The 20,334-nt window shown below is 65.7% G+C and carries 21 protein-coding genes and 3 tRNA genes; 6 read left to right on the forward strand and 18 right to left on the reverse strand.

All coding sequences use genetic code 11. From position 1 onward, the window contains the following. Nucleotides 1-947 (forward strand): HNH endonuclease signature motif containing protein (locus AC5RWX_RS16460; protein ID WP_494097614.1); only part of this gene is annotated, 947 nt, incomplete at its 5' end. A 208-nt stretch (nt 948-1,155) separates the two neighbouring features. Continuing rightward, nucleotides 1,156-1,476: a hypothetical protein gene (locus AC5RWX_RS16465; protein WP_493939572.1), complete on the forward strand. Its 321-nt coding sequence runs from the start codon at nt 1,156-1,158 to the stop codon at nt 1,474-1,476. Between the two features lie 132 nt (nt 1,477-1,608). Here the strand turns inward: AC5RWX_RS16465 and AC5RWX_RS16470 are convergent, their stop codons facing one another. The 7 genes from AC5RWX_RS16470 to AC5RWX_RS16500 form a co-directional block, all read right to left on the reverse strand. Further along, the gene (locus AC5RWX_RS16470; RefSeq protein ID WP_493939571.1) at nt 1,609-2,688 is read right to left on the reverse strand and encodes a UDP-N-acetylmuramate dehydrogenase; all 1,080 of its coding nucleotides are present in this window, start codon (nt 2,686-2,688) and stop codon (nt 1,609-1,611) included. Nucleotides 2,689-2,737: 49 nt separating this feature from the next. Beyond that, nucleotides 2,738-3,166 carry a MaoC family dehydratase gene (locus AC5RWX_RS16475; protein WP_493939570.1) on the reverse strand — a complete coding sequence of 143 codons (429 nt, stop codon included), beginning with the start codon at nt 3,164-3,166 and terminating at the stop codon, nt 2,738-2,740. Next, on the reverse strand, nt 3,163-3,624 hold the full coding sequence (locus AC5RWX_RS16480; RefSeq protein ID WP_493939569.1) for an FAS1-like dehydratase domain-containing protein: 462 nt from the start codon (nt 3,622-3,624) through the stop codon (nt 3,163-3,165). Before AC5RWX_RS16480 ends, AC5RWX_RS16475 begins: the two co-directional genes overlap by 4 nt. Nucleotides 3,625-3,657: 33 nt before the next feature. Continuing rightward, entirely contained in the window at nt 3,658-3,912 is a 255-nt protein-coding gene (locus tag AC5RWX_RS16485) for a hypothetical protein (RefSeq protein WP_493939568.1), read from the reverse strand. Between the two features lie 81 nt (nt 3,913-3,993). Continuing rightward, the gene (locus AC5RWX_RS16490) at nt 3,994-4,902 is read right to left on the reverse strand and encodes a DUF2797 domain-containing protein (RefSeq protein WP_493939567.1); all 909 of its coding nucleotides are present in this window, start codon (nt 4,900-4,902) and stop codon (nt 3,994-3,996) included. A 105-nt stretch (nt 4,903-5,007) separates the two neighbouring features. Further along, a tRNA-Met gene (locus AC5RWX_RS16495) sits at nt 5,008-5,081 on the reverse strand. A 57-nt stretch (nt 5,082-5,138) separates the two neighbouring features. Beyond that, nucleotides 5,139-5,210, reverse strand: a tRNA-Thr gene (locus tag AC5RWX_RS16500). 208 nt (nt 5,211-5,418) lie between these two features. On the opposite strand from AC5RWX_RS16500, the gene AC5RWX_RS16505 reads away from it, so the two are divergent. After that, nucleotides 5,419-6,207, forward strand: a complete 789-nt coding sequence (locus AC5RWX_RS16505; protein WP_493939566.1) for a putative protein N(5)-glutamine methyltransferase — start codon at nt 5,419-5,421, stop codon at nt 6,205-6,207. A gap of 81 nt (nt 6,208-6,288) precedes the next feature. On the opposite strand, the gene AC5RWX_RS16510 is transcribed toward AC5RWX_RS16505, so the two are convergent. From AC5RWX_RS16510 to AC5RWX_RS16540, 7 genes are all read right to left on the reverse strand, one after another. Then, complete coding sequence (locus AC5RWX_RS16510; protein WP_493939565.1) at nt 6,289-8,247, reverse strand: DEAD/DEAH box helicase; 1,959 nt, start codon at nt 8,245-8,247, stop codon at nt 6,289-6,291. Between the two features lie 365 nt (nt 8,248-8,612). Continuing rightward, nucleotides 8,613-9,161, reverse strand: coding sequence for a PadR family transcriptional regulator (locus tag AC5RWX_RS16515; RefSeq protein ID WP_493939564.1), 549 nt, complete (start codon nt 9,159-9,161; stop codon nt 8,613-8,615). A 16-nt stretch (nt 9,162-9,177) separates the two neighbouring features. Beyond that, on the reverse strand, nt 9,178-11,202 hold the full coding sequence (locus AC5RWX_RS16520) for an oxidoreductase (protein ID WP_494097615.1): 2,025 nt from the start codon (nt 11,200-11,202) through the stop codon (nt 9,178-9,180). Nucleotides 11,203-11,418: 216 nt separating this feature from the next. Next, entirely contained in the window at nt 11,419-12,084 is a 666-nt protein-coding gene (locus tag AC5RWX_RS16525; RefSeq protein WP_493939562.1) for an MOSC domain-containing protein, read from the reverse strand. 31 nt (nt 12,085-12,115) lie between these two features. Then, nucleotides 12,116-12,571 carry a VOC family protein gene (locus tag AC5RWX_RS16530; protein WP_493939561.1) on the reverse strand — a complete coding sequence of 152 codons (456 nt, stop codon included), beginning with the start codon at nt 12,569-12,571 and terminating at the stop codon, nt 12,116-12,118. A 101-nt stretch (nt 12,572-12,672) separates the two neighbouring features. Beyond that, nucleotides 12,673-13,833 (reverse strand): cystathionine gamma-synthase, encoded by a 1,161-nt coding sequence (locus AC5RWX_RS16535; protein ID WP_493939560.1) that lies wholly within the window; start codon nt 13,831-13,833, stop codon nt 12,673-12,675. An 11-nt stretch (nt 13,834-13,844) separates the two neighbouring features. Beyond that, nucleotides 13,845-15,221 (reverse strand): cystathionine beta-synthase, encoded by a 1,377-nt coding sequence (locus tag AC5RWX_RS16540; RefSeq protein WP_493939559.1) that lies wholly within the window; start codon nt 15,219-15,221, stop codon nt 13,845-13,847. Nucleotides 15,222-15,363: 142 nt separating this feature from the next. On the opposite strand from AC5RWX_RS16540, the gene AC5RWX_RS16545 reads away from it, so the two are divergent. Then, entirely contained in the window at nt 15,364-16,410 is a 1,047-nt protein-coding gene (locus AC5RWX_RS16545; RefSeq protein WP_493939558.1) for a DNA-3-methyladenine glycosylase family protein, read from the forward strand. Nucleotides 16,411-16,524: 114 nt separating this feature from the next. On the opposite strand, the gene trxA is transcribed toward AC5RWX_RS16545, so the two are convergent. Next, a complete protein-coding gene (gene trxA / locus AC5RWX_RS16550; protein WP_493939557.1) occupies nt 16,525-16,908 on the reverse strand; it encodes a thioredoxin in 384 nt (127 codons plus the stop codon). A 205-nt stretch (nt 16,909-17,113) separates the two neighbouring features. Between trxA and AC5RWX_RS16555 the strand changes: the two genes are divergently transcribed. Next, entirely contained in the window at nt 17,114-17,521 is a 408-nt protein-coding gene (locus AC5RWX_RS16555; RefSeq protein WP_493939556.1) for a hypothetical protein, read from the forward strand. 58 nt (nt 17,522-17,579) lie between these two features. Here the strand turns inward: AC5RWX_RS16555 and AC5RWX_RS16560 are convergent, their stop codons facing one another. From AC5RWX_RS16560 to AC5RWX_RS16570, 3 genes are all read right to left on the reverse strand, one after another. Then, the gene (locus AC5RWX_RS16560) at nt 17,580-18,653 is read right to left on the reverse strand and encodes a lipid II:glycine glycyltransferase FemX (RefSeq protein ID WP_493939555.1); all 1,074 of its coding nucleotides are present in this window, start codon (nt 18,651-18,653) and stop codon (nt 17,580-17,582) included. A 175-nt stretch (nt 18,654-18,828) separates the two neighbouring features. Beyond that, a tRNA-Tyr gene (locus AC5RWX_RS16565) sits at nt 18,829-18,910 on the reverse strand. Between the two features lie 95 nt (nt 18,911-19,005). Further along, nucleotides 19,006-19,470: a hypothetical protein gene (locus AC5RWX_RS16570; RefSeq protein ID WP_493939554.1), complete on the reverse strand. Its 465-nt coding sequence runs from the start codon at nt 19,468-19,470 to the stop codon at nt 19,006-19,008. A 174-nt stretch (nt 19,471-19,644) separates the two neighbouring features. Between AC5RWX_RS16570 and AC5RWX_RS16575 the strand changes: the two genes are divergently transcribed. Beyond that, complete coding sequence (locus AC5RWX_RS16575; RefSeq protein ID WP_136787638.1) at nt 19,645-20,136, forward strand: YajQ family cyclic di-GMP-binding protein; 492 nt, start codon at nt 19,645-19,647, stop codon at nt 20,134-20,136. Nucleotides 20,137-20,334: the final 198 nt, after the last annotated feature.

Raw genomic sequence — 20,334 nt, forward strand, 5'->3', positions numbered from 1 at the left:
ACCTGCCGCAGGAGGACGGCATGGCCGAACTCTACATCCGCACCTCCGCGGACAAAGCCCTGCTGGCCTACAACCTGATGCAGGCCCACGCCAGGAAGCTGCAAACCGCCGAGGAGACCCGCACCCTCGGCCAGCTCCGCGCCGACGTCTTCACCGACATGCTCCTGCGCTACCCCGACCACGCCTACCAACCCGCCGCCACCACCGCCGCCGGCAGCGGCACTGCCGCTGCGACAACACCGGAAGCCGGGGCCACGGCGAAAAGCGAAACCGCCGCCAAGGAGACGGCCGCCGCGGACACCGCAACCGGCCCGGCAGCGTCCGGATCACCCGCCCAGGGCCCCTGCACCTGCGGCGGCGCGAACACAACCGCCTCCGTCGCCGTCACCGCCCCGCTGCCCACCCTGCTCCGGCTGGCCGAAGACCCCGGCGAACTCACCGGCTACGGACCCATCCCGCCGGAGATGACCCGCAACCTCACCGCGCTGGCCAAATCATGGCTCCTCGTGCTCACCGACGACTACGGCCACGCCATCGCCGCGGCCAAAGACCTGCGCACCCCGCCCGACTGGCTCAAACGCCTCGTCCGGCTCCGCGACCGGCACTGCCGAGACTTCGGCTGCACCGTCCCCGCCGACCAATGCGAGATCGACCACACCATCGCCTGGGAAGACGACGGCAAAACAGTCCCCGAAAACCTCAACGCCCGCTGCAAACCCGGCCACAAAACCAAACACCACGGCGGCGGCACCCTCACCCAAGACCCCGACGGCACCCTGCACTTTACCACCCGCTCCGGACACACCCACACCACCACCCCCGACGAAGGCTGGGCCCTCACCTACCCCACACCGAAAGACGACGCTGAGCCTCCAGCTAGGGCCGAGCCTCCAGCCGTAGAGGGACAGGATGCACCACCAGACGACGAGACCACTCCGCCTTTCTAAGAGACGGATCCGAATTCAGGCAGGAAAGGGACCGACAGTGAGCAGGAACAACCAGCCGAAGCCGACCGTCGACGATGTGCTCCGCGTTTTCTTCGCACAGCAGCGTCAATCCCGTCCGATCCGGGAAGATCGGTCCCTCAGACTCGAGTCGCATCTTCGAAGGTGCCTAGACACCTGCGGCCCGGCCTACCTATCCGAGGAGTGGTGGTTGATACTGCAGGTTGAACGGTGCTTCGAGCCGCAGGACGCGTTCGCGAGGCTCCTGCCCGCAGATTTTCTGCTGCCGCCGATGCACGATTTCTTGTCGACGGAGTGGCTGTTCGACCATGGTACTGACCGGCTGGTCCAGGTGAATCACAGCTACCGCTTGGTCTCCTGGTTATGCAGCAGCGGTATGGTCAATCTCCGTGAACTGCGGCCCAGCATCGTACGGTTCCTGGTCAGGCATGAGGAACTAGCCGTCCGCAAGGCACCGGAAGCTCCGCTCCAGCCGGCCGATGCCCTGATCACGCGCGAAGACCTCCCCTAGGCACTAGCTGCGCTTGAGGCAGAATTTGCCGCACCCGCCGGAGGCAGGGCGTCCCCTCCCCTGCTACCGCATTTTCCGCCGCTCATAGGCGGCCGCCGGTCGACGATACAGAGGCGGCAACCTGGTCGACGTTTAGAGGCTGCAACCGATCAAAAGGGGCTCGGGCTGAAGCCGAATCCCAAAGGTCCGTTCAACTCCATCCCGTACCGCGCGGGCGATCGCCAGCATGTCTTCTGCGCTGGCTTCTCCACGGTTGGTGATGGCCAGTGTGTGCTTGGTCGACAGCGAGGCGCGGCCACCGGCTAGTTCGAGCCCCTTGAGATCGCCGTTTGCTGTGCCCTCGAGACCGAAGCCTTTGGCGAAGCCGGCGTGGTCGATGAGCCAGGCAGCACTCAGCTTGATCTTGTCACCGGCCGGCCAGCGCGGTGCGTTCGCGGGAAGCCATTCTGCGGTTGCGGCATCAACGATGGGATTGGTGAAGAAGGATCCGGTGCTGTACGTATCTCTGTCCGCGGGGTCGTGCACCATGCCCTTGGACGCTCGGAGCCGGAGCACTTCACGCCGAACGTCTGAGGCCTTGGCCGTTCCCCCGACCTTGACGTCGAGCACGCGCGCCAACTCGGCGTAACGGATCGGAAGGCTCTGCCGCCCAGCGGTTAGCTGAAACTCTACTGCCAATACCACGAAGCGCGGCGAACCGTTGACGGTGCTCCGCTTCAGGACCGAATCCCGATAACCAAACTCGAGGTCGCTGTTCTCGAATTCCCGAATCGAGCCAGTGTTCCGGTCCCAGGTCCGGACCCGAGCGATGGTCTGCGAGACGTCGGACCCGTACGCGCCGACGTTCTGCACAGGTGTGGCACCAGTGAGCCCGGGGATACCGGAGAGAGCTTCCAACCCGGACCAGCCGTTGTCGACGGTCAAAGCGACGAGGTCGTCCCAAGGCTGGCCTGCTTGAACTGTGAGGGCCACGGCGCCGTTTTGTTCATCGACGGTGTAGCCGGTGCTGGCGACGCGGACGACGGTACCGGGGTAGCCGTCGTCGCAAATCACGAGGTTGGACCCGCCGCCGACGATCAGCAGGTCGTCGCCGGAACCGTCTGCAGCCCTGACAGCATCGATAATCGCGGACTCGGATCCAGCCTCAACATAACGCCGGGCCGCGCCGCCCACGCCGGCCGTTGTCAGCGGCGCAAGAATCGTTCCCGTCACGGCGCCAGCCTCTCCACTGCCGGTCGCACTGCGAGGTTCACAGCGTGATTCACCAAACCTTGACGACCGCCTGGGCCTTGACCAGCACCTTCACACCCGCAGCGGTCACCGTCAGGTCGATTCGGGCCGTCCCGTTGTCTTCATCGATGGCGCCGATGGCACCGCTGACTTCGATGCTCGCGCCGGGGCCGTCGACATCCTCCACGAGGACTGGCTTGGTGAACCGCGTCTGGTAATCGATGACGGCGGCTGGGTTGCCGATCCAGTCCGTCACCAGCTGTACGGCGGCGCCCATCGTGAACATGCCATGTGCGATGACTCCGGGGAGTCCCACCTGCTCGGCGAAGCGTCCGTTCCAGTGGATCGGGTTGAAGTCACCCGAGGCTCCGGCGTACCTGACCAAGTCGGCGCGGGAGACCTCAATGGCTCGTGAGCCGATGTCCTGTCCAACGGTCAGTTCGTTCAGTTCGACGCTCACTGGCCTTCCCCTCTCACCAGGATCGACGACGTGGTGGTGGCCGTTTTTTCGCCGGCCACGGTGCTGATCTCGGCGCGCGTGGTGATCATGGCTCCGCCGCCCATGGCACGGACTTGGTCCACGTGCAGCTCAGCGACGAGTTCGTCGCCGGCAACGATGGGCCGGTGGTGCACAAACCGCTGGTCGGCGTGGACGACGCGGGAAAAATCGATGCCGGCGTCTGGATCCTCGATCAGCTGGGCATCTGCGCGTTGGGCCACGATGATGGCGAAGGTGGGCGGTGCCACCACGTCGGCGTAGCCGAGTGCGCGGGCGGCTTCAACGTCGAAGTGCGCGGGGTGCGTGGCTTTCACCGCCGAGGCGAACTCCCTGATTTTCTCGCGCCCAACGGTATAGGCAGGTCCGGCCGGATACACGCGGCCAGCGAGGTCGGGGTTGACCCCTGCTTGCTCGGACATGGATCTCCTTCAGGTGGAGTGAGCGGAAATGGACTAACGTCGCTTGGCCGGCGGCGTGCTGCGTGGATTCGCGGCCGCTTGGCGCGCCCGGGCGTCGCGGAATCGCACCAGTAGCCCTGCCAGATGGGTCAGCAGTCCGGTGGCAATGACCGCAATTGCGGCCCAGATCAGCCATTGGATGCTGGCCGAGGCGCCTATGACGGACAGCAGGATCCCGACGCCGATCAGTCCCATGGCAGAGACCACCAGCTTGCGATACAGCGGCGAGCCGAGGTCCCAAGGATTCATACTCCAAGATTACCGGCCGCACCGCTACCAGCCGAACCGCGCGGCAATGTGCTGTGCTTCGGCCGCGGTCGTGATCATTTGCTAGAACAGCTGTTCCTGCATGGCCGGCAGCTCCGAGACGAAGTCCCCCAGCGCGATCCGGCGGCCCTTCAGTCGTCCGAGGTCCACCAAGAAGCGCGGTCCGCCCTCCGTCAGCTGCACCGCCGCGACGCTGCCGAGCATGCCCCGCATAGTGAGCCCGTGGTCTCCAGAATCAAAGCTGCTCGGGTAGCTCCTTTTGATGCCGTCAACCAACACCGGCGCCGCAAGTTCCGGCAGCTGCCACTGTTCGTCGACGACGTCGAAACCCTCCAGTTGAGCGGCAGGCAGCAAGTTGCGGACAGTAGCAGCGTGGCTGGCGTTGATGCGCTCCAAGTCATCCGCAGGCAGCGGGGTCAGGAGCCCGGCATACTTGGCAGCGCTGCGCACAGCCTGAGTCAGCTGGGTAGCTCCCGAAACCATGTCCTCCAGCACCCGGACCACCCGCCCGTCACGCGTCTTGGCAACGTAACGGGCGACCACGGCGCCTTGCTCGGCCAGCCGCAATGACTTTCGGACGTTGGCTGCCGTTCCAACCTTGCTGGCACCGTTGGCGAAGGTCGCCACGTAGAGCCAGTGTGGCTGCGCGAGGTACAGCAACAGTCCCTCAGGCGCCCGGCCGCTGCGATGGCTGTCATGCAGGAAGCGCAAGTCGTCATTGAGGAAGCAGTTCGCACATTGGTAGCCGCGCTCCGCCGTCGCCTGCAAACGGCACGGAACATGGGTCCGCTTCTCCGCGGAATACACGCGGTGGCTGCCCAGGCAGAACACTTGGGGATTCAGCACACGGAAGCCCAACCGGGTCCCGGCTCGGACCGGCACGTCCTCCGGCGCGCCATCCGGGGAGGCCAGGCGCAGCTGAGGCCCCGCCGGGGTCCAGACGATGCCGTGGGCAAGATAGAGGGCGGGCATGGCGTCCACTCTAGTCAAGGCAGCTGCGCCGACCGGCAGGCCCCCGAAATAAAGCTGAAGGGCCCGTCCGGAACCGTAGTTCCGATCGGACCCTTCAAGGATCTGTAGCGGTGCCCGGACTCGATCCGGGGACCTCACGATTATGAGTCGTGCGCTCTAACCAGCTGAGCTACACCGCCACGAATGGGAACGCCCGCGCTGCGTCTCGCGACACAGACGCGGGCTTTGCCATTCAGAGCCCCCCACCGGAATCGATCCGGTGACCTCGTTCTTACCAAGAACGCGCTCTACCACTGAGCTAGGGGGGCAACGGAGAAATACATTACCAGCAATTTGCCCCGGGATGAAATCGAATCGAGCGTCCGTGGTCAATGCCACACTGCAGGCGTCGAATGGCCACGGAATCGAACCTTCGGATGCGCGGATCCCCCCTCTAAAGTGCAGTGGAGATCACACGGAGCGCGGCGCGGAACGGCCACTGGTAGGTAGTCTGGGGGCACCGTTCGAAAGGAACTCATGCAGGTGCCCCAGTCATCCGCGCCCCGGGATAAAATTGTTTCCCGGCTGCGTCAGGCAGGGTGCGTATTTGCTGAGGAAGAGGCGGACCTGCTGCTGGCTGAAGGCGGCCCAGCGGGAGTACTCGCTGCCAGAGTGGAACAGCGGGCTGCCGGCATGCCGCTGGAGCAGGTCCTCGGTTGGGCTGAGTTCTGCGGGTTCCGTATTGCCGTGGCCCCCGGAGTCTTTGTGCCTCGCCGGAGGACGGAGTTCCTGGTCCAGCGGGCGGTTGCCCTGGCCCCGGCGACCACCGAAGTCGTCATCGATCTGTGCTGCGGCTCCGGGGCGGTGGCGGCGGCGCTGCGAGTGCAGCTGGCACCCACCGAGCTGCACGCCGCTGATGTCGACCCGGCGGCGGTTGCCTGTGCGGGTAAAAACCTGCCGGCCGGGCAGGTTCACCAGGGCGACCTTTTCAGTGCATTGCCGGTGAGGCTGCGGGGCCGCGTTGACGTCCTGGCCGCCAACGTGCCGTATGTGCCCAGCAAACAGATCCCCCTGCTGCCGGCCGAGGCCCGTCTGCATGAAGCGGCGTGGGCGCTCGACGGCGGTGCTGACGGTTTGGCGGTCATGCGCCGCGTTGCGGCGGGCGCACCCGAGTGGTTGGCACCGGGCGGAACTGTTCTGGTGGAAACGAGCGAGCGCCAGGCAGAGGCGGCTTCTGCCGTCTTTGCGAGCTGTGGGCTTGAAGCAGAAGTCTCTCATTCCGCCGAGCATAGGTCCGCGGTGGTCTCCGGCACCAAGAATCGCTGACGCCGCAGGGCTGTTAAACGCCTCCGGGGCACCTGTCCATGACAGATGCCCCGGAGGGGTTGCTAGCGGATCCGGCGGTGATTAGCCGCGGGTGTGGCGGGGCTTGCGCGGACCGCCGAAGCTGCGGTCGCGGTCGCCGCCGAAGCCACGATCGGCGCGGTCGCCGCTGAAGCTGCGCTCGCCGTCGTTCTTCTTGTACGGACGATCCCCGTCAAACTTCTTCTTGTAGGGGCGGTCGTTGTCGAACTTCTTGGTGAACGGCCGGTCTCCCCGGTCGCTGCGGAACCCACCGCGGTGGCCGCCGCCGACGTCGTCGCGGTCCCGGCGCGGCTTGCGGCCGGCATCGAGCTCGAGGTGAATCAGCTCGCCGCCGATGCGGGTCTTCGACAGCGCGCGGAGCTGGTCCTTGCTCAGATCCGCGGGCAGTTCAACCAGCGAGTGGTCCGAGCGGATGTCGATGCCGCCGATCTGCGCGGCGGACAGGCCGCCCTCGTTGGCGATGGCGCCGACGATGGAGCCGGGCATCACGCGGTTGCGGCGTCCGACGGCGATCCGGTAGGTGGCGTTGCCCTCGGTCAGCGTGCGGGACGGGCCGCGGGAGTTCATGCCGTCGCGTCCGCCGCCGGCGCGCTCGCGCTGGCCCTTCGGTGCTTCCGGCAGGTCCTGGACCAGCAGCGGGCGTCCGCCCTGCGCCATGACCGCCAGGGCAGCGGCGATTTCCGCTGCCGGAACGTCGTGCTCGGTCTCGTAGTTCGCGATCAGGTCGCGGAACACCGAAACATCTTCGGAAGCCAAGGTCTCGGTGATCTTCTCCGCGAACTTGCTCATCCGGAGGTTGTTGATGGTCTCGGCAGAGGGCAGGTTCATCTGCTCGACCGGCTGGCGGGTGGCTTTCTCAATGGCGCGCAGCAGGTACTTCTCGCGCGGCGTCATGAACAGGATGGCATCGCCCGAACGGCCGGCACGGCCGGTGCGGCCGATGCGGTGCACGTAGGACTCGGTGTCGTGCGGGATGTCGTAGTTGACCACCAGGGTGATGCGCTCGACGTCCAGACCACGGGCGGCAACGTCGGTGGCCACCAGGATGTCGATCTTGCCGTCGCGCAGCGCCTCGACGGTGCGCTCACGCTGCTGCTGCGGGATGTCGCCGTTGATGGCGGCGGCGCGGTAGCCGCGGGCCTTCAGCTTGTCGGCCAGGTCCTCGGTTGCCATCTTGGTGCGCACGAAGGCAATCACGCCGTCGAAATCTTCGGCTTCCAGGATCCGGGTCATGGCGTCCAGCTTGTGCGGGCCCATGACCTGCAGGTAGCGCTGACGGGTGTTGGTGCCGGTGGTGGTCTTGGCCTTGACCGTGATTTCGGCCGGGTCCTTCAGGTACTTCTTGGCGATCCGGCGGATGGCGGTCGGCATGGTCGCCGAGAACAGGGCCACCTGCTTGTCTTCCGGCGTCTTCGAGAGGATCTGGTCCACCTCTTCGGCGAAGCCCATGCGCAGCATTTCATCGGCCTCGTCCAGCACCATGTACTGGAGTTCGGACAGGTCCAGCGAACCCTTTTCGATGTGGTCGATCACGCGGCCGGGGGTGCCGACAACAACCTGTGCGCCGCGGCGCAGGCCGGCCAGCTGCGGGCCGTAGGCGGAGCCGCCGTAGACCGGCAGCACGGTGAAATCGTCCATGTGCGCGGCGTAGGAGGAGAACGCCTCCGCCACCTGCAGGGCCAGTTCACGGGTGGGTGCCAGCACCAGGATCTGGGTGTTCTTGGTCGGCGGCAGCTCGGCCATCCGGGACAGCGCCGGAACGGCGAAGGCTGCGGTCTTGCCGGTGCCGGTCTGGGCCAGGCCCACGACGTCCCGGCCCTCGAGCAGCACGGGGATGGTGGCGGCCTGGATCGGCGAGGGCTTTTCGTAGCCGACGTCCTTCAAAGCGGCTAGGACGCGGCCGTCGAGGCCGAAGTCGGTGAAAAGTACGGTGTTCTCTTCTTCGACGGCCGGAGCGGCGTCGGTGTTTTCGGGCAGGGTATTAACAGTGTTTTCGGACACGGGGCAGTTCCTCGTATTCAGCTGGGGACCGGTGGCCGCGGCACATGAATGTCCGCAGTCCTCTGACTCAAAGCCCGGCGCTATTGCAATCCCGTGGCAGGGCTTTCCGCCGCTTCGCTGGCTGCCCGCACTCTGCGGGGAAACCTAGCGGCGTTTTCTTTAGCCGGCGCTCCCAAACATGAAACTGCCCGCCGTTTAGAGGCGGACCCACACACCAATCAGACGCTTCGACAAGACCGTGAGTGGCATTATCGCGCAGAACTAAGGGAATACCGACAGTGGGGGATGCATCCAGTGTACGGCATGCCAGCGGCTTATTTCTTCGGGAAGGTACGACGACGGCCGGTGACGTTCGGCACAGCAGGTCACCTCGGGGCGCTGGTTGCGCGATCAGCCACCGCTCCGGGCTGCAGCGCCAGCGTTTGTTCGGCCCATTCGATCCACGTCTGCTCAAACATGATGCCGGCCTGCAGCACGGCACGCTGCAGCCGGTTGGCGTCGTTCCACGTCCCCCGTTCGTCCAGCTGGAGGTAGGTTGCCAGCTGGCTGCGGTGCAGGTCGAGATGCCGCTCGAGTTCGGCGGTGATGGGGACGTCGCCCAACACCGAGGAGGCGCGCAGCCGGATCATCAATTCCTCACGCACGGGCCGAGGCTCCTGCTGTTCCCGCGTCCAGCGGCTCAGTTCTTCCCGGCCGGCGGCGAGCACCGTGTAGTCCTTCGCGCGGCCGCGGCTGGAGTCGCGGCCGGTGGACCGGACCAGGCCGTTCAGTTCCAGCTTGGCCAATTCACGGTAAATCTGTTGGTGCGTGGCCGGCCAGAAGAAGCCGAAGGACTTGTCGAACCGGCGGGCCAGTTCTGCCCCGGATCCGGGTTTTTCCAGCAGCGCGGTAAGGATGGCGTGCGGCAGGGACATGGTCGGGTACCTTCCGCTACAGCGCCGCGGCGAGCCGGGTTGCTTGGTTGATGGCGCGTTTGGCGTCGAGTTCGGCGGCGACGTCAGCGCCGCCCACCAGATGGACCGGCAGGCCCAAGCTTTCCAGCGCTTCCAGCAGCTCCCGCTGCGGTTCCTGCCCGGTGCAGAGCACCACGTTGTCGACGGCGAGTACCGAGTCGGTGCCGTCGACGGTCAGGTGCAGTCCGTCGTCGTCGATTTTGCGGTAGGTGGCGGCGGGGATCATCTGCACGCCGCGGCTCTTCAACTCCGCGCGGTGGATCCATCCGGTGGTTTTGCCCAGTCCGGCGCCGATCTTGGCGTCCTTGCGCTGCAGCAGGATGACAGTCCGGGCCGACCGGCCGGGACGCGGTTCGGCGACGCCGCCGCGGACGGCCGGGTCGTCGTCGATCCCCCAGTGCTCGCGGAACCGCTCCGGGTCCAAGGCGGCACTGGGGCCGGCCTGGGTGATGTACTCGCTGACGTCGAATCCGATGCCGCCGGCGCCCAGCACTGCCACCGTGTCACCGAGTTCCCGGTGGTCGCGCAGCACGTCCACGTAGCCGACTACGCTCGGGTGGTCCACGCCGTCCAGATCCGGTACGCGAGGCACCACGCCGGTGGCCAACACGATCTCGTCGAATCCGCCCTCGGCCAGCTCAGCTGCCGTCGCATGGGTCTTGAGCCGCACGTCGACGCCGAGCAGCTCCAGTTGGCGGGCGAAGTAGCGGATGGTCTCGTGGAACTCCTCCTTGCCGGGGATCTGCTTGGCCAGGTTGAACTGGCCGCCAATCTCCTCCGCGGCTTCAAACAGCGTGACCCGGTGGCCGCGCGAGGCGGCAGTGACGGCGCAGGCCAGGCCGGCTGGTCCGGCGCCGACAACGGCCAGCGACTTCGGCTCAGCCGCCGACGCTATCACCAGTTCGGTTTCGTGGCAGGCGCGCGGATTAACCAGGCAGGAGGTGATCTTGCCGGCGAAGGTGTGGTCCAGGCAGGCCTGGTTGCAGGCGATGCAGGTATTGATTTCGTCCGCCCGGCCGCGCGAGGCCTTCAGCACAAACGCTGGATCGGCCAGCAACGGCCGCGCCATGGAGACCATGTCCGCGCATCCGTCGGCCAGGAGTTGTTCGGCGGTGTCCGGGTTGTTGATCCTGTTGGTTGCCACCAGGGGAATTCCGACGGCGCCCATCAGCCTGCGGGTGACCCAGGCGAAGCCCGCCCGGGGCACCGAGGTGGCGATCGTCGGCACCCGGGATTCGTGCCAGCCGATGCCGGTATTGATGATGGTGGCCCCGGCCGTTTCGACGCCGCGGGCCAGTTCGGCCACTTCCTCGAAGCTGGAGCCGCCTTCCACCAGGTCCAGCATGGACAACCGGTAGATGATGATGAAGTCCTCCCCCACGCGCTGGCGGGTGCGGCGGACGATTTCCAACGGGAAGCGGATCCGGTTCGCGTAGCTGCCGCCCCAGCCGTCGGTGCGCTGGTTGGTCCGGGCCACAATGAACTCGTTGATCAGGTAGCCCTCGGAGCCCATGATCTCCACGCCGTCGTACCCTGCCTCGCGGGCCAGCGCCGCAGCGGCGGTGAAGTCCTCGATGGTCTGCTCAATGTCCGCTTCGCTCAGTTCGCGGGGACGGAACGGGCTGATGGGAGCCTGCAGAGGGCTGGGCGCCACCGGCTCCGGGTGCGCGGCGTAGCGGCCCGCATGCAACAGCTGCAGCGCGATACGCCCGCCCTCGGCATGGACCGCATCGGTGATGACGCGGTGGCGGGCGGCCTCCTCCGCCCTCGTCATCATCGCTCCGCCGGGCTGCAACCGGCCATCGGCATTGGGGGCGATGCCGCCGGTGACGATCAGTCCGACGCCGCCGCGGGCGCGCTCGGCATAAAAGGCGGCCATCCGCTCGAACCCGCCGGGCAGTTCCTCGAGCCCTACGTGCATGGACCCCATCAGCACCCGGTTGGGCAGGACGGCAAAGCCGAGGTCCAACGGTTCAAACAGGTTCGGGTACGCCACGGCCACTCTGCACTCCTTTGCACAACAAGTTGCATAAAGACTACGGCCGGTTGGTCTAGGGGACAACCATGTGGACCCGGTCGTCGACCAAGCGAGCGCGCCTGGAGACCCGGTGGTCGACCAAGCGAGCGCCAGCGAGCGCGTGGAGACCCGGTGGTCGACCAAGCGAGCGCCAGCGAGCGCGTGGAGACCCGGTGGACCCGCGTGGACCGCGAATGGCAGCTATGTAGCCGCGTGCACGCGGCCCCGGCCCAAGGCCCTGCGGACTGCCTTGCCGACGTTGCCGTGCAGCGCAATTTCGCCGCTGGCTTCCGCTGCCAGGAGGGCCTGTGCCTGCTCCGGGGTGAGCCCCAGCGATGACTCCGCCACGCTGACACCGTGGCCCGGCCGGAAGACGACGTCGATCCTGTCGCCGGCGGCAAGGGAGCCGGCAGTGATGACCTTGAGGTAGGCGCCGGGCAGACCTTGCTGCAGGAAGCGCTTGACCCACCGGGGCTCATCCATGTGCCGGGCAAAGGTGGCGCACGGGATCCGCGGCATGGTTACTTCGACGACGACCTCCGGACCCACCTGCCACCGCTCCCCCACCAACGCCCCGCTGACCTGCACGCCGGTGGTCCGTAGGTTCTCGCCGAACAAACCCGGCGGGATGTCACGCCCGAGCTCTTCCGACCACCTCTCGGCGTCTTCCTGGGCATAGGCGTAGAGGGCCTTGAACTCACCGCCGTGGTTCTTGCGGTCCGCCTGCACATCAGCGCACAACCCCAGGGTGTGGAGGGGGATCCTGCCGTCGACCGGGCGCTTGTCGATGCCGGTGATTCCCACCTTGCTGGCATCGGGTTTGAGCGCGTGGATCCGGCAGAGGGCCAGCAGAAATCCGGAGGTCATGGTGCCATCGTATTGTTTGCCGGGCGCCTGGCTAGGCGTGGCCTTCGTAGCTGACGTCCTGGTCCTCGGACCCGCCCGCGCTGGGCAGTGGCTGCCCGCGGTATTTGCCGAACGCCCAGAGGTTCCCGTCCGGATCGTTGATGCCGAAGCCGCGGTCCCCATAGTCGGTGTCCTGCAGGTCGCGGATGATGGAGACATCGGCTGCCTTCAACCGGGCATAGAGGTCATCCGGATCATGGGTGTACACGTTCAGCTGGGCCGAACCCGGCTCGCGGGCCCAGAGTGTGCCTTCTGCATGGCTGGAGACCATTACCATGCCGCCTTCCGGCCACAGCAGCTCGGCGTGGAGCACTACACCGTGCTCTTCGAACCGGGCGTGTTCGATGAACCCAACGGTGCCGGTGAGAAATTCGATCAGTTCCGCCGCTTTCCGCGACTGCAGACCGGGGACAACGCTGGCCGGTGGGTACTGCTTGTTCGGATCCATGGGCACAGTATTCCCTTCCGCGCCCCAGACACGCCAGAGGCCTACGGCGTCCCCGGGTACCGTAGGCCTCTGCGCTGCTGACCTGGTGAAGTTAGCTGTGGCTAGAGCTGGGCGAAAGCCTGTTCCAGGTCGGCAATGAGGTCCTCGATGTCCTCGATGCCCACGGACAACCGGATCAGGTTCTCCGGCACAGCCAGTTCGGTGCCCTTCACCGAGGCATGGGTCATCTCCGACGGGTAGTTGACCAGCGACTCGATGCCGCCCAGTGATTCGGCCAGCGTGAACACCGTGGTGGACTCGGCGACCTTGCGTGCCGCCGCCTCGCCACCGGTGAAGGAGACCGAGACCATGCCGCCGAAGCCGCGCATCTGCTTCTTGGCCAGCTCGTGGTCGGGGTGGTCGGGCAGGCCCGGGTAGAAAACGGCCTCGACTTCGGACCGGCCCTGCAGCCATTCGGCCACGGCCTGCGCATTGGCAGAGTGCCGGTCCATCCGCACGCCCAGGGTCTTCAGGCCGCGGGTGGTCAGGAAGGCGTCCAGCGGGGCAGACACGGCGCCCACGGCGAACTGGACGAAGCCAACCTTCTCGGCGAGCTCGTCGTCGTTGAGCACCACGGCACCGCCGATCACGTCCGAGTGTCCACCGATGTACTTGGTGGTCGAGTGCACCACGACGTCGGCGCCGAAGGCCAGCGGATTCTGCAAGTACGGCGAGGCGAAGGTGTTGTCCACCACCAGCAGCGCACCGGCGTCGTGGGCCAGTTCGGCCAGCGCTGCGATGTCGGTGACCTTCATCATCGGGTTGGACGGCGTCTCCACCCAGAGGAACCGGGCCTTGTGCTCGTTAACCGCTGCGGCTACCGCCGACGTGTCGGACATGTCCACCACGGTGTGGCCGATGCCCCAGGCGCCCAGCACCCGGTTGATCAGGCGGTAGGTTCCGCCGTAGGCATCGTTGCCCAGCACAATGTGGTCGCCCGGGGCGAGCAGGGCGCGGATCAGCGCGTCTTCGGCGGCCAGGCCGGAAGCGAAGGAGAACGCGTGCTTGCCGCCCTCCACCGCCGCCAACTGCACCTGCAGCGAGTCGCGGGTGGGGTTGGTGCCGCGGCCGTATTCATAGCCGTTGCGCAGTCCGCCGATGCCGTCTTGGGCGAAGGTCGAAGACTGGTAGATCGCCGGCACCACCGCGCCGGTGGCTTCGTCCGGCACCTGGCCGGCGTGCACGGCCCGGGTGTTGAAGCCCTGGTTGTTCTCTGCACTCATTCTTCTCTCCTTCAGCTCGTGAGGTAGGTCAGCAGGTCGTGCCGGGTCAGCACGCCCACCGGTGCCCCGGCCAGCGTGACCAGCACACTGTCGGCCGACTGCAGCTTTTCGCGCGCGGCGGACACCGGCTCCAGTGATCCGACCAGCGGCATCCCTGCTCCCATATGGTCGCCGACCTTGTCGGTCAGCTTCGCTTCGTTCTTGAACAGCTTGGCAGTCAGCTCCCGTTCGTTCACGGCTCCGACCACCTCGCCCATGACCACCGGGGGTTCCTGCGACAGGACCGGCAGCACGGAGACACCGTATTCGTTCATAATTTCGATGACGTCGCGCACGGTTTCGTAGGGGTGGGTGTGCACCAGATCCGGCAGCCGGCCGCTCTTACGCTGCAGAATCTCGCCTACGGAGGCCTCTTCTCCGCCGGCGATGAAGCCATAGGACTTCATCCATTCGTCGTTGAAGATCTTGCCCAGGTAGCCGCGGCCGGAGTCCGGCAGGATCACCACCACAATGTCGTCCGGGCCCAGGTCCTTGGCCACCTTCAGCGCTGCCACCACGGCCATGCCAGAGGAGCCGCCCACCAGCAGTCCCTCTTCCTGCGCCAGCCGGCGGGTCATCGCGAACGCTTCCGCGTCATTAACGGCCAGGACCTCGTCCGGCACGGACTTGTCGTAGTTGTCCGGCCACATGTCCTCGCCCACGCCCTCGACGAAGTACGGCCGTCCGGTGCCGCCGGAGTAAACCGAGCCCTCCGGGTCGGCACCGATGATCTTCACCGGGCCGGCGGGGCGATCGGCGGAAATTTCCTTCAGGTAGCGGCCGGTTCCCGTGATCGTTCCGCCGGTGCCGGCGCCTATCACCACGTGGGTGACCTGGCCGTCCGTATCGCGCCAGATCTCCGGGCCGGTTGTCTCATAGTGGCTCGCCGGAGCTGCCGGGTTGTTGAACTGGTCCGGCTTGTAGCCGCCGTCCACCTCTGTCACCAGCCGGTCAGAGACCCCGTAGTAGGATTCCGGGCTGTCCGGAGCCACAGACGTGGGCGTGACCACCACGTCGGCGCCGTAGGCCTTGAGTACGTCGCGCTTTTCCAGGCCCACCTTGTCCGGGGTCACGAAGATGGACTTATAGCCCTTCTGCTGCGCCACCAGCGCCAGCCCCACACCGGTGTTGCCGCTGGTGGGTTCGATCACTGTGCCGCCGGGCTTCAACCGCCCGTCCTTCTCGGCTTCCTCGATCATCTTCACCGCAATGCGGTCCTTGATCGATCCGCCCGGGTTGAAATACTCCACCTTCGCCAGGACGGTGGCAGCAATACCTTCGGTCACTTTGTTCAGCTTGACCAACGGTGTGTTGCCGATCAGGTCCAGAACAGAATTGGCATATTTCATGGGCCCAAATCTACCTGCCAGCCCATAACAGGGGCACATCCAGCGTAAGACGGGTTCACGCCGGCACCGCCGGTGCGCCCGGAGTGGCGGCTGGGCCGTCGGCCGGGCCGCAACTGTCTGCCCCGCGTGCGACGATTAATCCATGCTTTCCACTGCCTCTGCGTCCGGGACCACCGGACTCACCAAGGCGGTCGAGTTCCCGGAGCCTTACGACCTGCCCGGGACGTTGTCCATCCTGTCCCGGGGCAAGCAGGATCCCACCGCCCGGATTGACGACGCCGGTGCCTGGCTAACGCTGAACACCTCCTCCGGTGCGGCCACCCTGCGCATCACCCAGGGGCCGCGCCGGGACCACGAAGGCCGTTGGGAAGACACACCACACGAAGACTCACCACACGAAGACGACCCCCACGGCGCGGCAGGCAGCCGGGGCACCGCCGTCGTTATGGGACAGGCGTGGGGGCCGGGCGCGGAAGAAGCACTGGCCGGGCTGCCGGCCCTGCTGGGGGTCAACGATGACTGGTCGGGGTTCGACGCACCGGAGTTCCACGCGGGCCTGCCGCGGCTGGTGAGCGTGCCGCGGCGGCGGCATCCGGGGCTGCGCCTGCCGGCCAGCGGGCGGATGATTGACGAACTGGTGCCGGTGATTTTGGAGCAGAAGATCACCACGATCGAGGCGCGTTACTCCTACAAATACCTGGTCCGGCGGCATGGGACCCCCGCGCCGGGGCCTGCTCCGGTCGGGCTCATGGTCCCGCCGACCGCTCAGGGGTGGCGGCGCATTCCGTCGTGGGACTGGCACCGCGCCGGGGTGGACTCGAAGCGCTCGGCCACGATCATCCGTGCCTGTTCCTCCGCCGATGCGCTGGAGCGGCTGGCGTCGCTGCCGGCAGGAGCGGAACTGGCCAGCAAGCTGTGCACCATACCCGGGATCGGACCGTGGACCGCGGCCGAGACAGCGCAGCGCACGCACGGGGACCCTGACTCGGTGTCAGTGGGCGACTTCCATCTGGCGGCGTTTGTCGGCTACGCCCTCACCGGGCGCAAGACGGACGACGCCGGAATGCTTGAGCTCCTCGAACCGTGGCGGGGACATCGGCAACGGGTGGTGCGGATGCTGGTGCTCAGCGGTTTCCGCAAGCCGGCCTTCGGCCCGCGGTTGGCGCCGCAGGACCACCGCCGGCACTGAACGCAGGCAGCGCGGGAGCAAGCGTCGAGGCACCAAGTTAACCCACCGACTTAACGCACCGAGGGAGCAGGGCAATCGCCCTGCTCCCTCGGGAGGTTCTTGATCGGGGGGAGGCTACGCCTGGCCGTCCTGCCCCGCCTGCTGCTGGGCTGCAACCTGGGCGTGGACTTCCTTCATGTCCAAACCCTTGACCGCGTCCACCAACTGGGTGAACTGGGTGGAGTTCAGCGCGCCGGGCTGGGAGAAGACCAGCACTTTTTCACGGAAGGCCATCAGGGTGGGGATCGAGGTGATTCCGGCGGCCGCGGCAAGATTCTGCTCCGCCTCGGTGTCCACCTTGGCGAAGACGATGTCGTCGTGTTGCTCGGACGCCGCGTCGTAGACGGGGGCAAACTGCTTGCAGGGGCCGCACCAGTCGGCCCAGAAGTCAACGAACACGATGTCGTTCTCTTCGATGGTCTGCGGGAACTGGGCCTCGGTGATATCGATGGTTGCCATAGGTCTACGCTACGCGCCGGGCTGCAGACTGTCTCCCCGTGTTCGCTCAGCGCATGAGCTTTTGAGGGTATATCCACACCCTGCCGTGCAGCCTATCCGTGGCGGTTGGGTCGTTATCCACAGCCTGCTGTGGACCCCTACCGGCGGGGGTGCTGGGCTCCTTAAGGTCGGTTCCACCGGACGCCGTCATTCGGAGGGGAACGACATGAACCGCTACACCGTCCTGATTGTCACAGATGGCTTGGAGCTGGACGCCGCCATCTCGAAGAGCATCGGCTTGATAGACCAGCTGAGCGAGAAGCTCCCGTTCGCCCATGATCCGTCGAAGACCGAACTGTACGCCGTGGGCGACGGCGCCTCGCTGAAGGACAGAATCGGGCTGCCGCACGGCAAACCCGGCGCCGGGCCGGCAGCCACCTACGTGGGCGACCTGCACTACATCTGGAGCGATGGACGGTGGTACACGCCGGCCGACTGTCCGCCTGCTCCGGCCGACCATAACGACGCATCTGCGTGGCAATGGCTGTACTACAACGTCATGCACAATTCCGGGTCAACCACGTACTGCTTCCTCTGGGACATCCATCCACTGCCGCTGAGCGAGGCGGCGTGAGGCCTGGCTGAGGCGGCCGCCTTGGAGGCGCACCGAATTGATGTGGCGCGGGAGCTGCTCAGTAGAACGGCTGGTGGCGCCGGCGCACGTAGAGTCCGCGGGCGATCTTCTCCCCGGCAGCCGACCACAGCTTGTACCTGAGCGGGGAGACCACTTGGTCATAGCAGCCAACGAAATCGGTGATGGTCTTGGTGAAGCTGGTTTTGAACAAGCCCAGCCCGTAGTACTCATGCTCGGGGTTCTTGAGCTCGGACGCCGGCGGAGTTCCGCACAAGTCGTAGCTGGTGATGCCCAGTTCCTTGAGCTGGTTCATCGCCGTCCACTGGATGAGATGTGAATCGCCGTACTGCTTGCGCCGCGGCAGCGATCCGCCGTCCTTGTAGGTGCCCTTGCGTCCGTAATTGACCACAAATGCTCCCACGGACGGCTTGCCGTCTTCGTAGGTGAACAGCAGCCTGCCTTGTCCGGCGGCAATGAAGTTGCCCCAGAAAGCCTTGAAGTATTCGAAGGAACGGACCTGCACGTTTTTCTGGCCCTGCTGCACCTGCCCCATCAGGTTGAACATGGCCCGGAAGTTCTCCTCCGTCGGCTCGGCCGTGACCACTTCGGCACCTTCGCGGATCGCCCGGCGCACGGCGTTGCGGCCGCGGGACGAGAAGCTTTTGAGGATTACTTCCGGCTCCGGCGCTATATCCACGATCGCGGTGTGATCGTTCGGCTGCAGGTCTGGCATCTTGACCAGCCCTTCGCGTGTCAGCAGAGCCCGCGTTTCATCGGTGGCCTCAACGTCCGGCTCGATCCGGATCGCGAAGACACCGCGCGCCTGCTCACGGCAGAAGCGGCGGTTCGCTTCGAAAATGCCGGGCAGGTCGTCGGGGGACGCGACATCCGGGCCCTTGATCATGTACCAGTACTTGCCCAGCAGCGGAACCTGCTTTTCCAGCACCAGGTTGTAGCTGGTGTAGCCGTCGGTTTCATACGCGAGGTACAGCGGCTTCCACCCGTGCTCCGCTTTTACCGCGGCGTAGGCCTTGGCCTGCAGCATGTTGCCGCCATTGGGGTTCGCCGTGACATGGCTGTCCCATGCCTCGATTTCCTCCGGCGTCGCGAAACGGGCGGTGAATTGTCGCAAGAGAACTCCTCGTCATTGGCGGCCAGACGCCGCCGGTCACATCCGCGGTCAAGTCTATCGACACCGGTCCCGGCCCGCCGTCGCGGTGAACCAGCGGCGCCCGGTGAAACCGGCATGTACGGAAAAACCCCGTCCAACCAATAAGTCACTTGGTCAGACGGGGTTTCCCGTTCGGTGGCAGATGAGGGATTCGAACCCCCGTAGGCAATGCCAGCTGATTTACAGTCAGCCCCCTTTGGCCGCTCGGGTAATCTGCCGAACGCCTTCTTCATCAGAAGACCGCTTCCCCGTGAGGAAGCAAGACAACTTTACACAAAGATCGGCCCAAGAATCGAATCGGGGTTCTTCGCAGCTATAAACCCCGGAGAATCCGCTCGTGCATCTGGCTCACAAAGCGGTCGGCTTGGTCCCGAGTGACCAAATGCATCTGCACCGCCTGGTCCATCTCCCGACAGATGCCATCCAAGCGCGACACCGAGTCAGCTCCGGGGAGTGTTGCAGCTTCAGCGGACGCACCGGCGCCGCTGAAACGGTCGCCGTCCGGGCTGATACGGTCGCCGTCCGGGCCGTGGGTGTCGCCGGCTGCGGAGTCTGTAAGTCCCTGCCCTGGTTGCCGCTCGAGCTCATTCAATTCCCGCGGAAGCAAGGGAACAGCGCCGACGGCCCTGGGAGGAGTCTGCACCGATGACGGGGAGGCAGTGGCGGCCGAGGCCGGCGCGGAACCCATCACAACCACCGTGGCGACGGCGGTGGCCGTCAGGAAGGAACCCGCGGCAACTCTTATCGATGTGACGATGTACCGCGGGCGGGCTCCCATGCGTGCTTCTCCTGGAGATCGGTGATTGATACAGCACAGTGATTCTGGCCGACCCGGATGAACGAACGATGGACGAAAGCTGCGTGAAAGCTGGGAAATCTGCGAAACCTGCGCCGCCGCTTCGCGATTCAGTAGGCTGGTGCCAAGCACAAACGCCCCGACCCAGGAGGAACCATGGCCAGCGATTCTTCGTTCGACATCGTCAGCAAGGTGGACAAGCAGGAAGTTGCCAACGCTTTGAACCAGGCGCAGAAGGAAATTGCGCAGCGCTATGACTTCAAGGGAGTCGGTGCCGAAGTTGACTTCAGCGGCGAGAAAATCCTGATGAAGGCAAACTCCGAGGAGCGTGTAAAGGCCGTTCTGGACGTGCTGCAGTCCAAGCTGGTCAAGCGCGGTATCTCTTTGAAGTCGCTGGATGCCGGCGAGCCGTTCGCCTCGGGCAAGGAATACCGGATTGAAGCCGGCATCAAGGAGGGCATTGCCCAGGACCAGGCCAAGAAGATCTCGAAGATCATCCGCGACGAGGGCCCCAAGGCCGTGAAGGCCCAGATCCAGGGCGACGAACTGCGCGTCACCTCCAAGTCCCGCGACGATCTGCAGGAAGTCATTTCCCTGCTCAAGGGTTCTGACCTGGACGTCGATTTGCAGTTCATTAACTACCGGTAGCGCAGGACATCGCTCGGTCAGTCAAAGCGTCGTTTGAGGCGGGAGTCCCCCACAGGGGTCCGCGGAAGCAGGAAGGACCGCAGCCGCAAAACCAGGCTGCGGTCCTCGTTTCTCTCCAGCAGTCGGCCATGCCGTCTTGGAGCAGGTGAGGGACGGCTGCGCCTATAGCATGACCGCTGCCGCCCTCCTGAACGGAAG

This window comes from Arthrobacter sp. SPT-J7 (genome assembly GCF_059089965.1).

Bases quoted from the DNA above. Each gene is read 5' to 3' on its own strand.
- AC5RWX_RS16480 (WP_493939569.1), bottom strand. From the start codon at position 3,624: ATGTCCGAGCAAGCAGGGGTCAACCCCGACCTCGCTGGCCGCGTGTAT.
- AC5RWX_RS16485 (WP_493939568.1), bottom strand. From the start codon at position 3,912: ATGAATCCTTGGGACCTCGGCTCGCCGCTGTATCGCAAGCTGGTGGTC.
- AC5RWX_RS16490 (WP_493939567.1), bottom strand. From the start codon at position 4,902: ATGCCCGCCCTCTATCTTGCCCACGGCATCGTCTGGACCCCGGCGGGG.
- AC5RWX_RS16505 (WP_493939566.1), top strand. From the start codon at position 5,419: ATGCAGGTGCCCCAGTCATCCGCGCCCCGGGATAAAATTGTTTCCCGG.
- AC5RWX_RS16515 (WP_493939564.1), bottom strand. From the start codon at position 9,161: ATGTCCCTGCCGCACGCCATCCTTACCGCGCTGCTGGAAAAACCCGGA.
- AC5RWX_RS16525 (WP_493939562.1), bottom strand. From the start codon at position 12,084: ATGACCTCCGGATTTCTGCTGGCCCTCTGCCGGATCCACGCGCTCAAA.
- AC5RWX_RS16530 (WP_493939561.1), bottom strand. From the start codon at position 12,571: ATGGATCCGAACAAGCAGTACCCACCGGCCAGCGTTGTCCCCGGTCTG.
- AC5RWX_RS16535 (WP_493939560.1), bottom strand. From the start codon at position 13,833: ATGAGTGCAGAGAACAACCAGGGCTTCAACACCCGGGCCGTGCACGCC.
- AC5RWX_RS16540 (WP_493939559.1), bottom strand. From the start codon at position 15,221: ATGAAATATGCCAATTCTGTTCTGGACCTGATCGGCAACACACCGTTG.
- AC5RWX_RS16545 (WP_493939558.1), top strand. From the start codon at position 15,364: ATGCTTTCCACTGCCTCTGCGTCCGGGACCACCGGACTCACCAAGGCG.
- trxA (WP_493939557.1), bottom strand. From the start codon at position 16,908: ATGGCAACCATCGATATCACCGAGGCCCAGTTCCCGCAGACCATCGAA.
- AC5RWX_RS16555 (WP_493939556.1), top strand. From the start codon at position 17,114: ATGAACCGCTACACCGTCCTGATTGTCACAGATGGCTTGGAGCTGGAC.
- AC5RWX_RS16570 (WP_493939554.1), bottom strand. From the start codon at position 19,470: ATGGGAGCCCGCCCGCGGTACATCGTCACATCGATAAGAGTTGCCGCG.
- AC5RWX_RS16575 (WP_136787638.1), top strand. From the start codon at position 19,645: ATGGCCAGCGATTCTTCGTTCGACATCGTCAGCAAGGTGGACAAGCAG.